This is a genomic window from Pengzhenrongella sp. (genome assembly GCF_036565025.1).
GTDB lineage: Bacteria > Actinomycetota > Actinomycetes > Actinomycetales > Cellulomonadaceae > Pengzhenrongella.
This window is the reverse complement of sequence record NZ_DATCNW010000076.1, coordinates 12,122-28,773: the sequence shown is the minus strand read 5'-3', so window position 1 is coordinate 28,773 and position 16,652 is coordinate 12,122. Positions and strand designations below refer to the sequence as shown.

The 16,652-nt window shown below is 70.6% G+C and carries 15 protein-coding genes and 1 tRNA gene; 5 read left to right on the top strand and 11 right to left on the bottom strand.

Annotation, left to right across the window (positions count from 1 at the left end; genetic code table 11):
• Positions 1 to 11: 11 nt before the first annotated feature.
• Positions 12 to 2,960, bottom strand: a complete 2,949-nt coding sequence (locus tag VIM26_RS04065) for a ribonucleoside-diphosphate reductase subunit alpha (protein WP_414696438.1) — start codon at positions 2,958 to 2,960, stop codon at positions 12 to 14.
• A 530-nt stretch (positions 2,961 to 3,490) separates the two neighbouring features.
• Between VIM26_RS04065 and VIM26_RS04060 the strand changes: the two genes are divergently transcribed.
• Genes VIM26_RS04060 through VIM26_RS04050 form a run of 3 tightly spaced genes read left to right on the top strand, consistent with a single transcriptional unit; the run spans position 3,491 to position 6,062 of the window.
• Positions 3,491 to 4,480, top strand: coding sequence for a methionine ABC transporter ATP-binding protein (locus tag VIM26_RS04060; protein ID WP_331949060.1), 990 nt, complete (start codon positions 3,491 to 3,493; stop codon positions 4,478 to 4,480).
• Positions 4,477 to 5,154, top strand: coding sequence for a methionine ABC transporter permease (locus VIM26_RS04055; protein WP_331949059.1), 678 nt, complete (start codon positions 4,477 to 4,479; stop codon positions 5,152 to 5,154). Before VIM26_RS04060 ends, VIM26_RS04055 begins: the two co-directional genes overlap by 4 nt.
• A 53-nt stretch (positions 5,155 to 5,207) precedes the next feature.
• The gene (locus VIM26_RS04050; RefSeq protein WP_331949058.1) at positions 5,208 to 6,062 is read left to right on the top strand and encodes a MetQ/NlpA family ABC transporter substrate-binding protein; all 855 of its coding nucleotides are present in this window, start codon (positions 5,208 to 5,210) and stop codon (positions 6,060 to 6,062) included.
• A 254-nt stretch (positions 6,063 to 6,316) separates the two neighbouring features.
• Here the strand turns inward: VIM26_RS04050 and VIM26_RS04045 are convergent, their stop codons facing one another.
• Both VIM26_RS04045 and upp read right to left on the bottom strand, forming a co-directional pair.
• On the bottom strand, positions 6,317 to 6,601 hold the full coding sequence (locus VIM26_RS04045) for a hypothetical protein (RefSeq protein ID WP_331949057.1): 285 nt from the start codon (positions 6,599 to 6,601) through the stop codon (positions 6,317 to 6,319).
• 273 nt (positions 6,602 to 6,874) lie between these two features.
• Complete coding sequence (upp, locus tag VIM26_RS04040) at positions 6,875 to 7,510, bottom strand: uracil phosphoribosyltransferase (protein WP_331949056.1); 636 nt, start codon at positions 7,508 to 7,510, stop codon at positions 6,875 to 6,877.
• Positions 7,511 to 7,688: 178 nt separating this feature from the next.
• Here upp and tadA point away from each other — a divergent pair, with 178 nt between their 5' ends.
• The gene (gene tadA, locus VIM26_RS04035; protein WP_331949055.1) at positions 7,689 to 8,150 is read left to right on the top strand and encodes a tRNA adenosine(34) deaminase TadA; all 462 of its coding nucleotides are present in this window, start codon (positions 7,689 to 7,691) and stop codon (positions 8,148 to 8,150) included.
• Between the two features lie 100 nt (positions 8,151 to 8,250).
• On the opposite strand, the gene VIM26_RS04030 is transcribed toward tadA, so the two are convergent.
• Positions 8,251 to 9,114 (bottom strand): NAD-dependent protein deacetylase, encoded by an 864-nt coding sequence (locus VIM26_RS04030; RefSeq protein WP_331949054.1) that lies wholly within the window; start codon positions 9,112 to 9,114, stop codon positions 8,251 to 8,253.
• Positions 9,115 to 9,208: 94 nt separating this feature from the next.
• Between VIM26_RS04030 and VIM26_RS04025 the strand changes: the two genes are divergently transcribed.
• A tRNA-Ser gene (locus VIM26_RS04025) sits at positions 9,209 to 9,298 on the top strand.
• A gap of 73 nt (positions 9,299 to 9,371) precedes the next feature.
• Here VIM26_RS04025 and VIM26_RS04020 read toward each other — a convergent pair.
• The 7 genes from VIM26_RS04020 to VIM26_RS03990 all read right to left on the bottom strand — a co-directional run bounded on the left by VIM26_RS04020 (position 9,372) and on the right by VIM26_RS03990 (position 16,643).
• Positions 9,372 to 10,490, bottom strand: a complete 1,119-nt coding sequence (locus tag VIM26_RS04020) for a tyrosine-type recombinase/integrase (protein ID WP_331949053.1) — start codon at positions 10,488 to 10,490, stop codon at positions 9,372 to 9,374.
• Positions 10,491 to 10,657: 167 nt separating this feature from the next.
• A complete protein-coding gene (locus tag VIM26_RS04015) occupies positions 10,658 to 10,849 on the bottom strand; it encodes an excisionase family DNA-binding protein (protein ID WP_331949051.1) in 192 nt (63 codons plus the stop codon).
• A gap of 104 nt (positions 10,850 to 10,953) precedes the next feature.
• A complete protein-coding gene (locus tag VIM26_RS04010) occupies positions 10,954 to 12,336 on the bottom strand; it encodes a DUF3631 domain-containing protein (RefSeq protein WP_331949050.1) in 1,383 nt (460 codons plus the stop codon).
• A gap of 47 nt (positions 12,337 to 12,383) precedes the next feature.
• Entirely contained in the window at positions 12,384 to 13,349 is a 966-nt protein-coding gene (locus VIM26_RS04005) for a bifunctional DNA primase/polymerase (protein ID WP_331949049.1), read from the bottom strand.
• A 206-nt stretch (positions 13,350 to 13,555) separates the two neighbouring features.
• A complete protein-coding gene (locus VIM26_RS04000; protein ID WP_331949048.1) occupies positions 13,556 to 15,688 on the bottom strand; it encodes a hypothetical protein in 2,133 nt (710 codons plus the stop codon).
• Positions 15,685 to 16,434, bottom strand: a complete 750-nt coding sequence (locus VIM26_RS03995) for a hypothetical protein (RefSeq protein WP_331949047.1) — start codon at positions 16,432 to 16,434, stop codon at positions 15,685 to 15,687. The genes VIM26_RS04000 and VIM26_RS03995 overlap by 4 nt, the downstream gene beginning before the upstream one ends.
• Positions 16,434 to 16,643 carry a hypothetical protein gene (locus VIM26_RS03990; protein ID WP_331949046.1) on the bottom strand — a complete coding sequence of 70 codons (210 nt, stop codon included), beginning with the start codon at positions 16,641 to 16,643 and terminating at the stop codon, positions 16,434 to 16,436. Before VIM26_RS03990 ends, VIM26_RS03995 begins: the two co-directional genes overlap by 1 nt.
• Positions 16,644 to 16,652 lie beyond the last annotated feature (9 nt).

The following is a 16,652-nucleotide window of genomic DNA, read 5'->3' as shown; positions in this document are numbered from 1 at the left end:
CTTCGAAGGTCTCACTGGCAGGACTCGCACTGCAGGCGCTCCATCGGGTCGATGGGGCACGCGACGCCGCCGACCGTGTCCTGGTCCTGGTAGAGGTCCAGGTCCAGCGTGCCGGGGTCCGGGCTACCCACGCGGAGCGGTTCGAGAACCTGGAGCATCGTGGATCCCGTCGCGAAGCCGCCGAACCCGGTGCGAGGCGATGCGGGCGCCGGCGGGACCGCGCCGCGGCTCGGACCCGGCGCGGGCAACGCAGGCCGGGGACCCGGACGGGGAGCCGGTGCGGGGGCGGTCGGAGTCGGGGCGGGCACGGGCGACGGGCTCGGGGTGGGGTCCGGGGCCGAGTCGAAGAGGCGGTCCGGCGCCGGGCTCGCGGGCGGGGTCACTGTCGGGGCGGACGGCGCTGCGCCCGCGCTCTTGCCGAAGCCGAACCCGCGGCGCGGGGCGGCGGGTGCCGGCGCGGAGCCGTTCGCCCCCGCGGGCGGCGCCGGGGTGCCGGACGGCCGGGCCTCGGACTTGTTGACCCGGACGGTCGATTGCTCGGCGGTGTGCCGCGGCTTGACGTGCAGGTAGTAGGTCGTCTTGACCCCGCGCTCCCACGCGGCCGCGTACAGCCGGGCCATCTCGGAGATGTCGCGGCTCTCGAGGTAGATGTTGCGGCTGATGGCCTGGTCGATCCACTTCTGGGCCCGGGCCGCGACCTCGATGAACGCATCCGGGTGGAGCTGGAACGACGTCTTGTAGACCTCCCGCAGGTGGTCCGGCACGCCGGGCACCGTGGTCAGGTCGCCCTGCGCCGCGAGCAGGTGGCCGCGGACCTGCTCCCACAGGCCGAGCTTCTGCAGGTCGTGCACGAGGTTGCGGTTGACCTCCAGGAACTTCCCCGAGCTCGTGGTCCGGGAGAAGATCTGGGAGAACTGCGGATCCAGGCCGGGCGTCGTGCCCGCGACCAGCCCGATCGACGCGGTCGGCGCGATCGCCATCAGGGTCGCGTTGCGGATGCCGCCCCGGACCCGTTCGCGCAGCGAGTCCCAGTCCAGGCGCATGGTCCGGTCGACGAGCACCGGGACGCCGCGGTCCTTCTCGACCAGCTCGATCGTGTCGAACGGCACCAGGCCCTTGGACCAGCCCGAGCCGGCGAAGTTGGCGTACGACCCACGCTCGCGGGCCAGGTCGGCGCTCGCGCGGATCGCGTGGAAGCTGACGAACTCGACCAGCTCGTCGATCAGGTCGTACGCCTGCGTGGACTGGTAGGCGTAGCCGAGCCGCTCGGTGACGTCGGTGAAGCCCATCACCCCCAGGCCGATCGCCCGGTTGGACCGGTTCGCGTGCTCGGACTCCGCGACCGAGGACAGCGTGATGTCGACGAGGTTGTCGAGCTGGCGCACCGCGAGCTCGACGGAGGTCCGCATCCGGTCCCAGTCGAAGCCGAGTCCGCCGGCGGCGTTCGAGCCGGCGCCGCCGTCGGGCAGGGGCACGAGGTGCTCGGACAGGTTGATCGAGGCGAGGTTGCAGACCGCGATGTTCTCCCGGTCCTGCGGCAGGCAGATCTCGGTGCACAGGTTCGACAGGTGGATGGTGCCCGTGTTGGTGTTCAGCGCCCGGAGGTTGATCGTGTCCTTCCAGGTCAGCCACGGGTGCGACGTCGTCTGCAGGGTCATCAGGATGGCGTTGTACTGCTCGCGGGCCTTGATCCGCCGGAACGCGCGCAGCCGGCCGGCCTCGGCGAGGGAGACGTAGTACGCGTACCGCTCGGAGAACGCCGAGCCCACCAGCTCGACCAGGTCGGGCGTCTCGGCGGGGTCGAAGAGGTACCAGTCGCCGTCGGCGGCGACGCGCTTCATGAACTCGTCCGAGATCCACACCGCGGTGTTCGCCGTGCGCGTGCGTCGGTACGGGTCGCCCGAGCTCTGCCGCAGGTCGAGGAACTGGTCGAAGTCGAGGTGCCAGTTCTCCATGTAGAAGCACAGCGCCCCGAACTTCTTCCCGCCGCGCGAGACCGCGCGGAGCGTCGAGTCGATCGTGTGCATGAACGGGATCGGGCCGGTCGACGTCGTGTTGTTCGACCGGATCGGCGAACCCTCGCTGCGCAGCTTGGTCACCGACAGGCCGATGCCGCCGGTGCCCTTGGTCAGCCACATGACGTCCCGGACCGACTTGGCGATGTGCTCGATGTCGTCCTCCATCTGCATCACGAAGCAGTTGGAGAGCTGCGGGTAGGACGTGCCCGCGTTGACGAGGGTCGAGCCGGCCGGCAGGTAGTCCAGGCGGGAGATCTTGTCGTAGAACCGGATCGCGTAGCCGGTGGGGTCCGCCTCGTTGAGCGAGAGGCCCATGGACACGCGCATCCAGAAGTACTGCGGGACCTCCAGGGCCCGCCCGCGCCGGTCGTTGATCATGTAGCGGTTGCGCATGGTGACCGTGCCGATGTACCGCAGCAGGTCGTCACGCGCCGGGTCGATCGCGGCGGCGAGCGCGTCGAGGTCGAACAGCGTGACCAGCCGCTCGTCGAGGAGCCCCTGCTCGACGGCCTCGCGGATGTAGCCGGGGAACCGGGCCTGGTGCAGCAGGGCAAGCTCGAGGTCGCTCTCGTAGTTGCCCAGCACGCGCTTGTTGATCACCTTGCGCAGCAGCCGGGCCGCGATCGTGTCGAAGTCTGGGTCGTCCTTGACGTTCTGCACCGCCGCGCCGATCGCGGCCTCGTCGAGCTGCTCGGTGGTGATGCCGTCGAACAGCGTGATCGCCAGCTCGGCGGCGACCTGCATGGCCTTGGCCACGTGGTCCTCGAGGCCGGTCGCGGCCTTGACGACCGCCTGGTTGATCTTGTCCGCGTTGTACAGCTCGCGGGTCCCGTCACGCTTGGTGACGTGGATCTGGCCGGGCCGGGCCGGCGCGAGCGGTGAGCCCGGACCGCCGTCGGGGCGTGCGCTGCGAGCATCCTGAGACGGGTCGGTGATGGTCATCGGCGTTCTTCCTCGCAGCTTCTCTGACGCGAACGATGGGACTAGACGCTAGCCCCGTCGTCGGCCCTGGGCAACGATTTCAACCGGGTGAGTTGCTAGATGTAGTGGTCAGATCCAAGAGTTACCCCCACATGTGCGTATCCCTGTGTACGACGCGGTGCACGGCTGTGGATGAGCGTCCTCACCCTGTGCACGAGCCCTCATCGTCTCGCGAGGGTCTGACACTGCGTCCGCTGGGTGGAGGGCCCGGGGCCCTCGTCTCAGCCTGTGGTCCAATAGGCACCATGTCCGGTCACAGCATCACCTGTTCGCCCCCCACATACGTGGCGGCGCGAATGTGCTGCCCCGGCATGCGCTTCGGCTGTTGAACTGAGCGAAGCGGCGGCGCCCCGACGGGCGCCGGTCGCGCGGGACGTCTGAATCGTCCCGCCCCGGTCCCACCCCCCAGCCAGTGGCAACAGGCCGCCGCGCCCCGCGGAAGCACGCGAGCGGTCCGGCGGCCCAGCCACGAAGGCAAATCTAGGAGACGCATGAGCGAGCCTCAGATCCAGCTCCGCGCGTTGCGCAAGGTCTACCCCACCAAGGGGCCCGACGTCGTCGCACTCGACGGCATCGACCTTTCGGTCCCGCGCGGCGCGATCCACGGCATCGTCGGCCGGTCCGGCGCGGGCAAGTCGACGCTGATCCGGTGCCTGACGCTGCTCGAGCGCCCGACGTCCGGCACCGTGACCGTGGACGGCCAGGAGCTCTCGGGGCTGCCCGAGGCCAAGCTGCGCAGCGCGCGGCGCCGGATCGGCATGGTCTTCCAGCACGTCAACCTGCTCGACTCGCGCACCATCGCCGGCAACCTCGCCTACCCGTTGGAGGTCGCCGGGGTGCCGCGACCCGAACGCGCCGCTCGCGTGGCGGAGCTGCTCGGCCTGGTCGGGCTCGCCGAACGCGCGGACGCCTACCCGTCCGAGCTCTCCGGGGGCCAGATGCAGCGGGTCGGCATCGCCCGGGCGCTCGCGACCGAGCCCGCCGTGCTGCTGTGCGACGAGCCGACGTCGGCCCTGGACGCGACCACCACCCGGCAGATCCTTGCGCTGATCCGCGAGCTGCGGGACCGCCTCGGCATCACCGTGCTGCTCATCACGCACGAGATGGCCGTGGTCCGCGAGATCTGCGACTCGGTCACCCTGCTCGAGGGCGGGAAGGTCGTCGAGGACGGCGCGCTGGGCGACGTCGTCGCGGCCTACGGCTCGCGCCTGGCGCGTGAGCTCATCCCGATCCCGGAGCTGCCGCTCGGCGAGGAGCGCTCGCTCGTCGAGGTCGCCTACTCGACCGACGACGTCGCGACGCACGTCGTGCTCGCGGCGGTCGCCGAGCTCGGGACTGGCGTCGAGATCGCGGCCGGCACGATCGAGACCCTCGCGGGCCGGCGCGTCGGGCGGTTGCAGCTCGACCTGCCGGCCGGTGACCTCGAAGGGGCGCTGACCCGGCTGCACTCCGCGGGCGTCTTCGCGGAGGTGACCCGATGAGCTGGTGGAGCGATTTCCTCGCCAACCCCGTCATCCAGCAGAAGCTGCCCGAGGCGACCGTCGAGACCCTCGAGATGGTGGCCCTCTCCTCGGTGCTCACGGCGTTGCTCGGGCTCCCGCTCGGGCTGCTGCTGCACGCGACCGCCCCCGGCGGGCTCGCGCCGCAGCCCGCGGTCAGCCGCGTCGTCGGTTTCGTCGTCAACATCGGCCGGTCGCTGCCGTTCATCATCCTGATGGTCGCGGTGCTCCCGTTCACCCGGTTCGTCGTGGGCACCTCCCTGGGCTGGGGGGCCGCCGTCGTGCCCCTCACGCTCGGGGCCGTCCCGTTCTTTGCGCGGCTCGTCGAGACGGCCCTGCGCGAGGTCAGCCCCGGCAAGGTCGAGGCCGCCCGGGTGATGGGCTCCACCCGCGCGAAGATCCTGCGCGCGGTGCTGGTCCGCGAGGCGTTGCCGGGCCTGGTCGCCGGCCTCACGGTGACCGTGATCGCACTGATCAGCTACTCCGCGATGGCCGGCGCGATCGGCGGCGGCGGGCTCGGCGCCCTCGCGATCAGCTACGGCTACCAGCGGTTCGATCCGCAGGTGATGGTGGCCTGCGTCGTCGTGATCGTCGTGATCGTGCAGGTGTTCCAGGTGGTGGGCGACGTGCTCGCGCGCCGCGTGGACCACCGCTGACCCCCACATTCATCCCGCCTCGCGGGGTACCCGTTCGCCCGAAAGGAAGACCCATGAAGTACCCGAAGAAGAAGGTCCTCGGCTCCATCGCCGTCGTCGCGGTCGCGGCGTTGGCGTTGAGCGCCTGCGGCGCCGGCGGCGGCGCCAAGGAGGCCTCCGCCGGCACCACCAAGGACGGGGTCACCACCCTGGTCGTCGGGGCGAGCCCGACCCCGCACGCCGAGATCCTCGAGTTCGTCCAGAAGAACCTCGCGGCGAAGGCCGGCCTGAAGCTCGACATCAAGACGTACGACGACTACGTGCTGCCGAACACCGCGCTGTCCGAGGGCGACCTCGACGCGAACTACTACCAGCACAAGCCGTACTTCGACGAGCAGGTCAAGTCCCAGGGCTACGACTTCGCGCACTTCAAGGGCGTGCACATCGAGCCCTACGCGCTGTACTCCTCGAAGATCAAGTCGGTCAAGGACATCCCGAACGGTGCGAAGTTCGGCATCACCAACGACCCCGGCAACCAGGCGCGCGCCCTGGAGCTGCTGGTCGACAACGACCTGCTCACGCTCAAGGACACGGGCGACAAGCTGCCCACGATCCTGGACATCAAAAGCAACCCGAAGAAGTTCGACTTCATCGAGACGGCGCCCGAGCAGCTCGCGCGGTCGCTGCAGGACGTCGACCTCGCGATCATCAACGGCAACTTCGCCCTCGAGGCGGGCCTGAACCCGGCGAACGACTCGCTGCTCATCGAGAAGGCCAAGGGGAACCCGTACGCGAACTTCCTCGCGGTCCGCTCCCAGGACGCGAAGAACCCGGCGATCCTCAAGCTGGACAAGTTGCTGCACTCCCCGCAGGTCAAGGCGTTCATCGAGAAGCGCTGGCCGAGCGGCGAGGTGCTGCCGGCGTTCTGAGCTCGACGCTCAGCTTCGCGGTGATCGACGGCGGGGCGGGACCTACGGGTCCCGCCCCGCTCTTTGTGTGTGGAGCTGCTTGATTGTGGAGCGGCGTGGAGATTCCGTCGGTGCGGAGCGTGGGACGGATGGGACGCAAGTTGCCCGTAGGGCGCCCGTTCTCGCGCGTCAACCGCGCGATTCGTCACCTGCTCCGCACCGGCGGAACCGGCCGGCGAGCGGACGCGGTCAACCGGCGAGATCCACCGGCGGTTTCAGCCCGCGGTCGGCGGCTTGAGCGAGAGGGTAGTGAACGTGTTGGCCTTCGGCAGCAGGTCGCGCGCGAGCTCCTGGAGGGTCTCGGCGGCCTCGACGAGGGCGCGCAGCGCGTCCGGGCCGTGCCCGAACGCGTCGTCGACGCCGACGTGCAGCACGAAGCCCGGCCCGGGCGGGGTCTGGTCGGCGGACTCGACCTCGTGCTCGAGCGGGGCGACGGCGGTGGCGGCGCGGGCGGGTGCGGGCAGGAGGTGCGCCCGTTCGGCGCGCAGGCGGGTGGTCACGGGATTCTCCATGGGGTGGTGGTCAGGCGTGTGAAGCGCGGGTTCGGCGACGATGCCGGACGGGGTCGATCGGGACCGGGAAGGTCAGGATCGACAGGGCGTGACGCGCGCGGCTGCGGGTACGCCTACGGACGCCGGGACGGCGTCGGGCGTTCGCAGCGGATAGGTCACATGGACATTGTGGCAGCACATGCGCCGGACACCTAAGCGAATGGCGTCGGCTCTCGGCTGCCGAGCGAGGTGACGCGGCGCTGCGTCGGGGAGATCGTGGGTTCAGACGATGCCGTACAGCCGGTCGCCCGCGTCGCCGAGGCCGGGCACGATGTACGACTTCTCGTTGAGCCGCTCGTCGACGGCGGCGACGATGACCTTGACGTCCAGGCGGTCCCCGACGGCGTTCTCAAGGACCTTCAGGCCCTCCGGCGCGGCCAGCAGGCACACCGCGGTGACGTCGCGAGCACCGCGCTCGAACAGGAAGTTGATCGCGGCGACGAGGGTGCCACCGGTCGCGAGCATCGGGTCGAGCAGGAAGCACTGCCGACCGGAGAGGTCCTCGGGCAGCCGGTTCGCGTAGGTGATCGCCTCGAGGGTCTCCTCGTCGCGCTGCATGCCGAGGAAGCCGACCTCGGCCGTGGGGAGCAGCCGGGTCATGCCGTCGAGCATGCCGAGGCCGGCGCGCAGGATCGGGACGACGAGCGGTCGCGGGTCGGCGATCTTCGTGCCGACGGTCGCCGTGACCGGGGTGACGATCGAGTGCGGCTCGGTGCGCACCTCGCGCGTCGCCTCGTAGGCGAGCAGCGTGACGAGCTCGTCGACGAGGAGCCGGAAGGTCGGCGAGGCCGTGTCCTTGTTCCGGAGAACGGTGAGCTTGTGGGCGACGAGCGGGTGGTCCGCAACATGCAGGCGCATACGGGCAAACCTACCGTCCGGGCGGGGGTCGCGATCCCGGTCGGGTCCCGAGGTCGACGTCCCGGGACGTGCGACGTGCCGGGACGTGCGACGTGCCGGGACGTGTGCGGTGCGGTGCGTGCGTGCGGCCGGGTGCGTGGGCGCCGCCCATGGCGCCTCGGTGCGGGAGGATGGCGCCGTGGCCGAGACGGACGACGACGCGCGGTGGATGGGCCTGGCCCTCACCGAGGCCAGGCGCGCCCTGGCGACCGGCGACGTGCCGGTGGGCGCCGTCGTCGTCGGGCCGGACGGGGTGCCGGTCGGGGTGGGTCACAACGCGCGCGAGGCCGACGGCGACCCGACCGCGCATGCCGAGCTGGTCGCGCTGCGGGCGGCCGCGGCCACCCTCGGGCGCTGGCGGCTCGACGACTGCACACTCGTCGTGACGCTCGAACCGTGCGTGATGTGCGCCGGCGCGACCGTCCTGGCCCGGATCCCGCGCCTGGTGCTCGGCGCATGGGACCCCAAGGCGGGCGCCTGCGGCAGCCAATGGGACGTCGTCCGCGACCGCCGCTCCCTCCACCGCGTCGAGGTCAAAGGCGGCATCCGCGAGCCAGAGTGCGCCGCCCTCCTCCGCACCTTCTTCGCCACCCGCCGCTGACGCCACGCTGACCGATCCCTCGACCGCAAACTGCGCACATACCGGTCTTCTGCGCACATCGGATGTGCGCAGGCGTCGCCGATGTGCGCAGTCTGCGGCTTCAGCTCTGGGGCGGGGAGGGGAGGGTGGTGGCTAGGGAACTGAGGGTCTCGGAGGTGCCGGCGTTGAGCTTGACCGTCGCCAGGGGGTCGCCTCTGGTGGGGCCGCGGTTGATGATGACGATCGGGTGGCCGGCCTTGGCGGCGTGGCGGACGAAGCGCAGGCCGGACATCACCGTGAGGGACGAGCCGGCCACCAGCAGAGCGTCGGCCGCGTCGACCATCGCGTAGGCGCGCGCGACGCGTTCGAGCGGCACGTTCTCTCCGAAGTAGACGATCTCCGGCTTGAGCAGCCCGCCGCAGCGCTCGCACGCCGCGACCGTGAAGTGCGCGGTCGACTCGATGACGGCGTCGGCGTCGGGCGCGATCTCGATGTCGGCGACGTGGCCGACGGACTCGAGGAAGCCGGGGTTCAGGGCATCGAGCCGCGCGGCCAGCTGGGTGCGCGAGATGACGACGCCGCAGCTCAGGCAGATCACCCGGTCGTACCGACCGTGCAGGTCGATCACGTTGCGGGTGCCGGCTTCCTCGTGCAGCAGGTCGACGTTCTGGGTGATGACGCCGACGACGACGCCCCGCGCCTCGAGCGCGGTCAGCGCCCGGTGCCCCGCGTTCGGCCGTGCCCGGTGCACGTGGGCCCAGCCGACGTGGTTGCGCGCCCAGTAGTGGCGGCGGAACGCGGGGTCGCCCACGAACTGCTGGTAGGTCATCGGGGTCCGCGGCGGGGAGTCCGGGCCGCGGTAGTCCGGGATGCCGGAGTCCGTCGACAGGCCGGCGCCGGTGAGGACCGTCAGGCGCCGCCCGGACAGGACGTCCAGGGCGCGTGCCGCGGCGTCGTCGTCGGGCTGGAGGGCCGGAAGCGTCACCGGACGAGCGTACGTCGGGGCGTCTCGGGCGGTGCGGAGCGGGGCGCGCGGGGCCGATTCGGTCGTCGGGCACCGAGCCGGTAGTGTTCGTCGAGGTGGCGTGTCCGAGCGGCCTAAGGAGCACGCCTCGAAAGCGTGTGTGGGGGAGACTCCACCGTGGGTTCAAATCCCACCGCCACCGCCATATTGAGCGTAAATCAGCCCCTCCCCGGTCCCGCCGGGGAGGGGCTGATCTGCGAGTGGTCTCATTAGTGGTCTCAACTGGCCCGCGGGACGCCCGCTTCGGGTGGCTGCGCGTCGTCGTCTTGGCTCCAGAGCAGACCGTCCACCCGACCTGCGATGTCGTGGTGGATCGCATCGACCATGTGCGCGTAGCGGCGAGCCATCGCCGGGTTCGACCACCCCATGATTCCCATCATGGCTCGCTCGCTGACTCCCAAGAGCAAGAGCACCGTGGCCGCGGTATGCCGGGCGTCATGCAGCCGGGCGTCTCGCAGTCCGGCGTCACGTAGCAGTTGCTTCCAGGCGTCCCAGTCGGAGCGTGGAATGAGGGCTGAACCGGTTGGCGTTGCGAAGACCCAGCCGCACTCGGTCCACAACTGCCCGGCCTGTTCCCTCTCCGTGTTCTGCTCCTTTTGGTGTTGGCGGAGGAGCGCGACGAGCGCGCTCGGCAGGCCGACCGTCCTCTTGCCTGCCGCTGACTTGGTTTCGTCCGTGTCGGCGTTGGTCTGCCTCCGAGAAGGGCAGTGGCCCGGGTGTTCATGACCGCAGGGTGGGTTGCAGCTGTGGGCGTATTGCGGGCGAACTCGACTGCGGCGGACCCTCAGGAGTTGCCCGTCCAGGTCGACGTCCGCCCAGAGGAGCCCGAGCGCCTCGCCTTGGCGCAGTCCGAGCGCGAGGGCGATCGCCCACCGGGCCGAGTTGCGACGTTGCCGAGCGACGCGGAGCAACGTCTGGATATCTGGGACGCCGTACGGCTCGATCTCCTCTTCGACGATGCGGGGCGCTCTCGCGTGAGTCGCCGGGTTGTTGGTGAGGTAGCCGCGTCGTACGGCCTCACTCAGCGCCGTGCGCATGGTGCGGTGCGCCTGGTGGACGGTCGCGGGCTTGCGCGGCTTACCCGACTTGAGCGGCTTCCGCATTAGCGCCTGGTAGGCACGTTCCAAGTGCTCCGGGCGAAGCGCGATCAGGCGATGTGCGCCCAGAGCCGGGATGAGGTGGATGTTGACGGCCACTCGGTAGCCGCTCAGCGTGCTCGGACGTACGGACGGTGCCGCGATGTTCTCGACCCAGTGCGTGAGCCACTGCGCGACGGTCCAGTTCTGGTCAACGCCAAGGACGTTCCCGTCCTCTCGGGCTCGTTCCAGAGCTCGCACCTTCTTGACGACGATCGTGCGTGTCTTGCCTCGGACGTGCCGTCGGTCGGGGCGGCCATCGTCCTTCTTGCCGACGGTGACGCGACCGTGCCAGTTCTCGGCCGCATCCTGGTAGATCGAGGAGGCTCCGTTGGGTTGCTTCGGTCGCTTGACTTCGTCTCCCATCGTCAGGCCGCCTTTCCGCGAAGCCCGGCCACGAAGTCGTTCAGGGCGCCTGCCGGTATCCGGTGAAGTCGGCCGATCCTGATCGACTCGACGTCGCCGGCCTTCACGAGGGCGAACATGAGCGTTCGGCCGATGCCGAGACGGTCGGCGGCCTCCTCGATCGTGAGGACGAGCCGCATCGGCTGGTTGGTCATGGTCTCTCCTTTGAGGCTGTGAGCGTTGGGGAAGATGTCGAGCTCGTTCACGTCATGCCTTCCGGGCGGGCGGCTGAAACGGGCGACAGAGGGGCAGGTCCGCGTCAGCCGGTCGGTTCGGCGGCGGTCGCGCAGTTCGGGTGGGTGTGGGTTCCGTCGTCGTAGCTGAGGGCCTGGCGGCAGGTGATGCAGACGACTGGATGGGTGTTGGGGGGTAAGCCGTCCCAGCCGTCCCAGCCGTCCCATTGCAGGTCAGCCCCGGGACGGCTTAGGACGGCGGGACGGCTTAAGCCGTCCCGGGCAGGCAAGCCGTCCCGCTCTGACCTGCGTAGGGACGCCTGGGACGGCTGGGACGGCTCTCCCTCCCCGACGGGATCGGTGGGGCAGTAGCGCGCCCAGGCGTCGGTGAAGTCGGATCGGCCGTAGCCCTTGGCTTGCCCGGTCGGCAGCCGCATGTTCCGGCTGGTGATGTCGAACTCCCGCAGCAGGATGCCGAGCCGCATGGCGGTGAGCCCGGCGTGGCCGTAGGTGGCCCAGGGTGCCTCGGGGTCACCTCTCAGGCGGTCGAGGAGGTCGGCGGTGGGCAGGGCGTCGGCGTCGGCGAAAGCGGTTCGGCAATCGGTCAGGAGCCGGGTCCGGGTGCTCTTGGCGGTGTTGGCGTCGCGGTCGGCGGTCAGGGTCAGGACGGCGTCGCGCACGTTGTCGGGCCAGTCACCTCCGGCGAGGTCCGCAACGGCCGTGAGGGGCTCCCAGGTGTCGGCGATGCGGTCCTCAACCGTCATCACGGGCACGGCGTTGGTGAGTGCGTCGAGGTTCGCACGCACCCACTGGTTCAGCCGGTCTTTCAGGTCCACCAGGCTGGGACCGTCGCGGCGCACCCGGTAGGGCTGGACGTCCTCGCCGGGGGCGCGCCTGCGCATCCGGATCACCACGGCCCGGTCCTCGATGGTGTCGGGCATGGCGCCGATCCCGGCCAGGGCCACCATCGCGAACGTGGCGATGTGATCGACCGACTTGGACCCGGCGTCGTAGCGCAGGGCGGGGCGCCCGCGCTGGTGTCCGGCGTTGAGCAGCCCGCGAAGGTCCTCGTTGTCCCCGGCCTTGGGACCAAAGATCGCATCAGCTTCGTCGATGAGCAGCGTGGGCGGATCCGTAGGGGTCATTCCGATGGACCGGTAGACGGCACTCGGCGAGGCATTCGTGGTCATCAAAGACCGATGGCACATGGCCTCCACGAGGTCCAGCAGGCGCGACTTGCCGCACCGCTTTTCCGGCGCACGAATGACAAGTCGAGGAGCGCAATGCCAGGCGGGCACCGCGTGGCTCGCTGCGATCCAGAGCACGACCGCGACGGTGGCGGCGTGGCTCGGGAGAATGACGTATCGACCCAGGGCGGCGGCCACTTCGTCAAGCAGCTCGGCGCCGTTGACGGCCATCGCGTCGTCTTGGGGCGCGGCTTGGGTGGTCGGTCGGATCTGTTGGGTCATGGTGTGTTCCTCCGGGTTGCGCGGTGGTTGTCGGCGGGCGGTGCTGGTCAGGCGGCGCGGGTCCGTGGGTTGTTCGCGCCTCGGCGAAGTCCCGAGGCGATGGAGGCCAGGGCCTCGCGGTGGGTGAAGGCTCCTGCCGTGATGTGGGCGGCGGCGGAGTCGAGCAGGGCGTCGCGGGCGACCTCGAGTGCAAGAGCTCCTCCCGCGACGAGTTGCCCGAGGGCCAGGGCAGCGCAGAACAGCGCATGGTTCCGCGTGCCGGCCTGAGCACCGCGAACCTTCGCGATCTCTCCGTCGAGAGCGGCGGCGACGTACCGGGCCGACCTGTCGCCGTCGACGGGCAGAGCGCGCGGCCGAGCGGCCCGGATGGTGGCGTGCGGGGGACGCTCGACGGGGCGCAGCAGACCGGAGAGCCAGTCGGGCAGGGGAGCCGGGGGTTGGTCGTCGGAGATCGTGTAGGTGGCCGCGTCGATGGTCGTGGGAGCGGCGACGACGTAGCCGCCGTGGGCTCGGGTGTCGATGAGTCGGCCGAGGGAGCCGGTGGTGTTGGCGAGCCGAGGACCCACCGGGTGCGCGTAGTAGCGGTGCGAGCCACCGGATCGAGTGCGCACGGTGTACGTCGCCTTCACCGGCGCCCCGTGCTCGTCTGCCAACGCAGCAAGCACGTCCTCGCCGGTGCTGACGTTGCGGAATCGCCCGCGATCGGGGGCGCCATACGCGGGCTTCGGCACGTCGGTGTCGACCACGACCAGCGCCGAGGGGCCGGTGGCGATGCCGATGCCGTAGGGGCGGCTGGACCAGGCGCGGGTGATGCGGGCCTCGTCGGTGGTGGCGCGGTCTTGCCAGCCGGTGTGCCCGGTGCGGCAGAACGGGTCGCTTTGGTCGCAGCGGTCGGCCGGGTGCGCCGGGCAGGCGGGCCGCTTGTCGTTGGGCCGCAGGGGGAACACTCGCCAGCCTCGTTCGGCGTAGGTCAGGGCGGCGGCCAGCAGGTCGCGGGTCACGGTGGGGCTCATGGGTGTTGCTCCTGTTCGGGGCATGGCAGGGGTAGGGACGTGGCGCGGCTAGCGGTCGCGCCGGACCGTCAGGGAGGGTGTGGGAGGGTGTTTTGGCTGGTGAGCGCGGTGGGCTGCTACCGCGCTACCGCGCAGGTCAGGCCGGGTATCGGGCCGGTAGCAGTGGTGCTACCGGTAGCGGGGGGCTCGTGCCGGGTGGATCGGTTCTAGAACGGTTCGGGGATGTCGTCTCGGTCGGTCAGGGCGATGCCGAGGTCGGTACGGGCCAGGCCGCGTCGGTTGATCTGGCGGCCGTCGATGGTGCGTTTGATCTGCGTGGTTCGCAGACCGTGCGGCTTGACGGCGGCGGTGACCTGTTCTCCGGTCCATCCGTCGTAGGTGCCCGGGTAGGTCGCTGCGAGGCGTGCGGCGAGGTCGTCGCACCAGGCCTTGTCCTCTGCTGGGGGCCAGATGGCGGCTAGGTGGTCGAGCACTGACGCGGTGTCGGTGTCGGGGTGGGGGTCGTGGCCGGCGGCGTGCCCGGTGAGCAGCCCGGCGCCCAACCGGGCGGCGCGGGCTCGGGCGGCGATGACGTCGGCGGCCTGGGTGTCGACGTAGGCGACGCGCACGATCACCGGGTCGTCGCCCTCACCGGAGAGAAGGGCGATACCGCGGTCCTTGCGGCTGAACATCGTGGCCCTGGTCCCGTTCTTGTAGGCCGAGGTCCCCAACACCATGTCGTTCTCGACCTGGCCTTGGACCTTGAGGCACAGCCGCAGCACGGCGTTCGCGCTGATGCCCGTGGGCAGGGACTTCGCGTCGGGGCGTTGGGTCGCGGCCCACAGCATCACCCCAACGGCCGGACCCCGCTTGACCAGATCCGTGACCAGGGAGGTGATCTCGGCGCCGTGGTCTGGGTGCTCGAAAGCGATCTGGCACTCGTCCAACGCGACGAGCACCGGGTGCAAGCTGAGGCGGCGCTGCGACGCGAGCTCGTCGCTGACCTTGGACTCGGGGCACACCGCGCGCGGGAGGCCCCGGATGGTCCGGTACCTCGTGCGCATGTCCTCGTGGACCGCGCGCAGGTCACGCACCAGGTAGTCGATGTCCTCGCTGTCGTCGCCCGTGCGGTAGCGGTACGCGACCGCTTCCAGCGGGTCCAGGTCGGAGCCTCCCTTGAGGTTGTAGGCGTGGATCTCGCAGCGCTGGTCGAGCGCGGCGGCCAGCAGCATGAGGCGCAGCAGGAACGTCTTGCCCATTCGGGGGATGGCTCCGATGACGCCCGAGGCGTACATGAGGGTGACCTCGACGGGCCGTCCGCGCTGGTCGGTGCCGATGACGAACGGCTCGAACAGGTTGACCCGCCCGGCCTTGGCCAGCGGCCAGGCGACGGGCTTGGACGCGGACAGGGACCGGTCCCCGACCCACAGGACCAGGCGCCCGGCGTGGGCGTCGGAGTCGACCTCCGGCCACACGCACCCGAGCGGGCGGCGCAGCCCGGACGCGAGCCGGTCACGACGCTCGATGACGTCCCCAGCGGTCACGCCGGGCGGAAGGTCGATCTCGGCACGAAATCCCGGCCCGTCCCGCACGATCGGGGCAGGGAACCGCACCGCTTGGGTTGCGTCGCGGCCGATGGCCTTGTTCATCTCGCCCAGCCCCAGGGAGCCCATCGCGGTCAGGATCAGGTCCGACGTCAGACGCGGCACCGCCTCGGAGTCCACCGCGCGGGAGGTCAACGGCCGGTCAGCCTTGCGGCCAGCCAGCCCGAGGACGGCCACCACGGCGGCCACGACTCCGGCCACCGCGAGGGTGGACATCGACTCGGCCACGACCACCCCGGACAACAGCACGACGACCAGCCCACCGGCGACGATGGCCGCGCGGCCACGGACCGTCTCTCGGCGTTGTGCGGTCAGGCGCAGGTAGGTGTCCGCGTCTCGCTGGTCCATGCGCGTGAGCCCGGCCATGGCCATGCGTACGGTGCGGCCGTCCGCGTCGAGCACCCACCGGGTCAACGCGACCATCAGGCGCCACGCACCGGCCGGGGACCACGCCACCAGACGCGCCGAGTACATCGGCACCCGCACCGCGTGGAACGCGCCCGTGTGGACGCAATGCTGGGCGGACCATCGCGCAGCTGCGGTCGCGGTCTGCCGATCACGCAGCCAGGCCGGAACGACCTCCCGGCGCCGCCCAGACCAGCGAGCCTCACCGAACAGACCCGGCACCGGCGCCCCGTCAACCACCGCCCGAGCAGGCTCGTCCGTGTGACTCTCCTTGGCCACGGCCAGGACGCCGAGCACACTGCCGGTGTCCTCGGGCACGTGCTGCCGTGATGTCGTCGCGTCCTCGCTCATGCGGCTTCCTTCTCGTAGTCGGTCACCGATCCGGTTGTCGTGGCCGTCGCGTTCGTGACCTCGGCGCCGACGGTGGCCAAGGAGCGGCGGACTGTCCGGGGACTGCACCCGGCCACCTCGCCGATGCGAGCACTGGTCCAGTCGGGGTGGTCGCCACGCAAGGCCCGGACACGCGCACCCGCGCCGTTGCGCGAAGCCCTCGCAGGATTGGCAGGGCGCGGGATACGCGCGGTGTCAATCCGCGGGGCGACGACCGCCGTCAGGGCGACGGCGGGCGCCGACACCAGTGCGTCGGACGTGACCGCGCCGGTCTTGTGGGTGAGGTGGGCCAGGGCGACGCCCATGCCCAACACAGCCACCGGCAGGCACGCCACGAGTGCTGTGACGGGCCAGGGCGCACGGGTGACTCCGGCTGCGTGCATGAGGTGATAGGCGACCTGTCCGGCGGCGCCCAGGACCAATGCGACGCCCGCCGAGACGCGGGCGAAGGCCAGGGCTTCGGGGCTTGAGATTCCCGACAGCCACACCTTCAACGCGTAGGCGGCGTATGCCTCCATGCCGATGGGCAGGGTGACCCGTGAGTCGATCCGCAGGCCGTCCCAGATGCCCGGCAGCGGCTGGACCAGGCCGAAGCCGGTCAGGGTGCCGAGTTCGACCCACCCCGACCAGATCGCCACGAACGCCGGAAGGGCCAGCAGCAGAACCGGCCAGGACGACCCCCGGCGCTCGGGAGCAGGACCAGCCATCACGCGCCACCGACAGCCGAAGAGATGGCCTGAATTGCCGTGGTCGACAGCGTCGTCAGGCCCGCCAAAAGCGGCGGTCCAATCGCTGTCGTGGCCATCGCCAGGCCGAGCAGTACGCCCAGCACCATCCCGCCGGGACGGGCCTTCCCGTGACGAACCGAGATGTAGGCAACGACCAGCAGGATCAAGAACAGAGGCAGAGTCACCATCAGAACGAT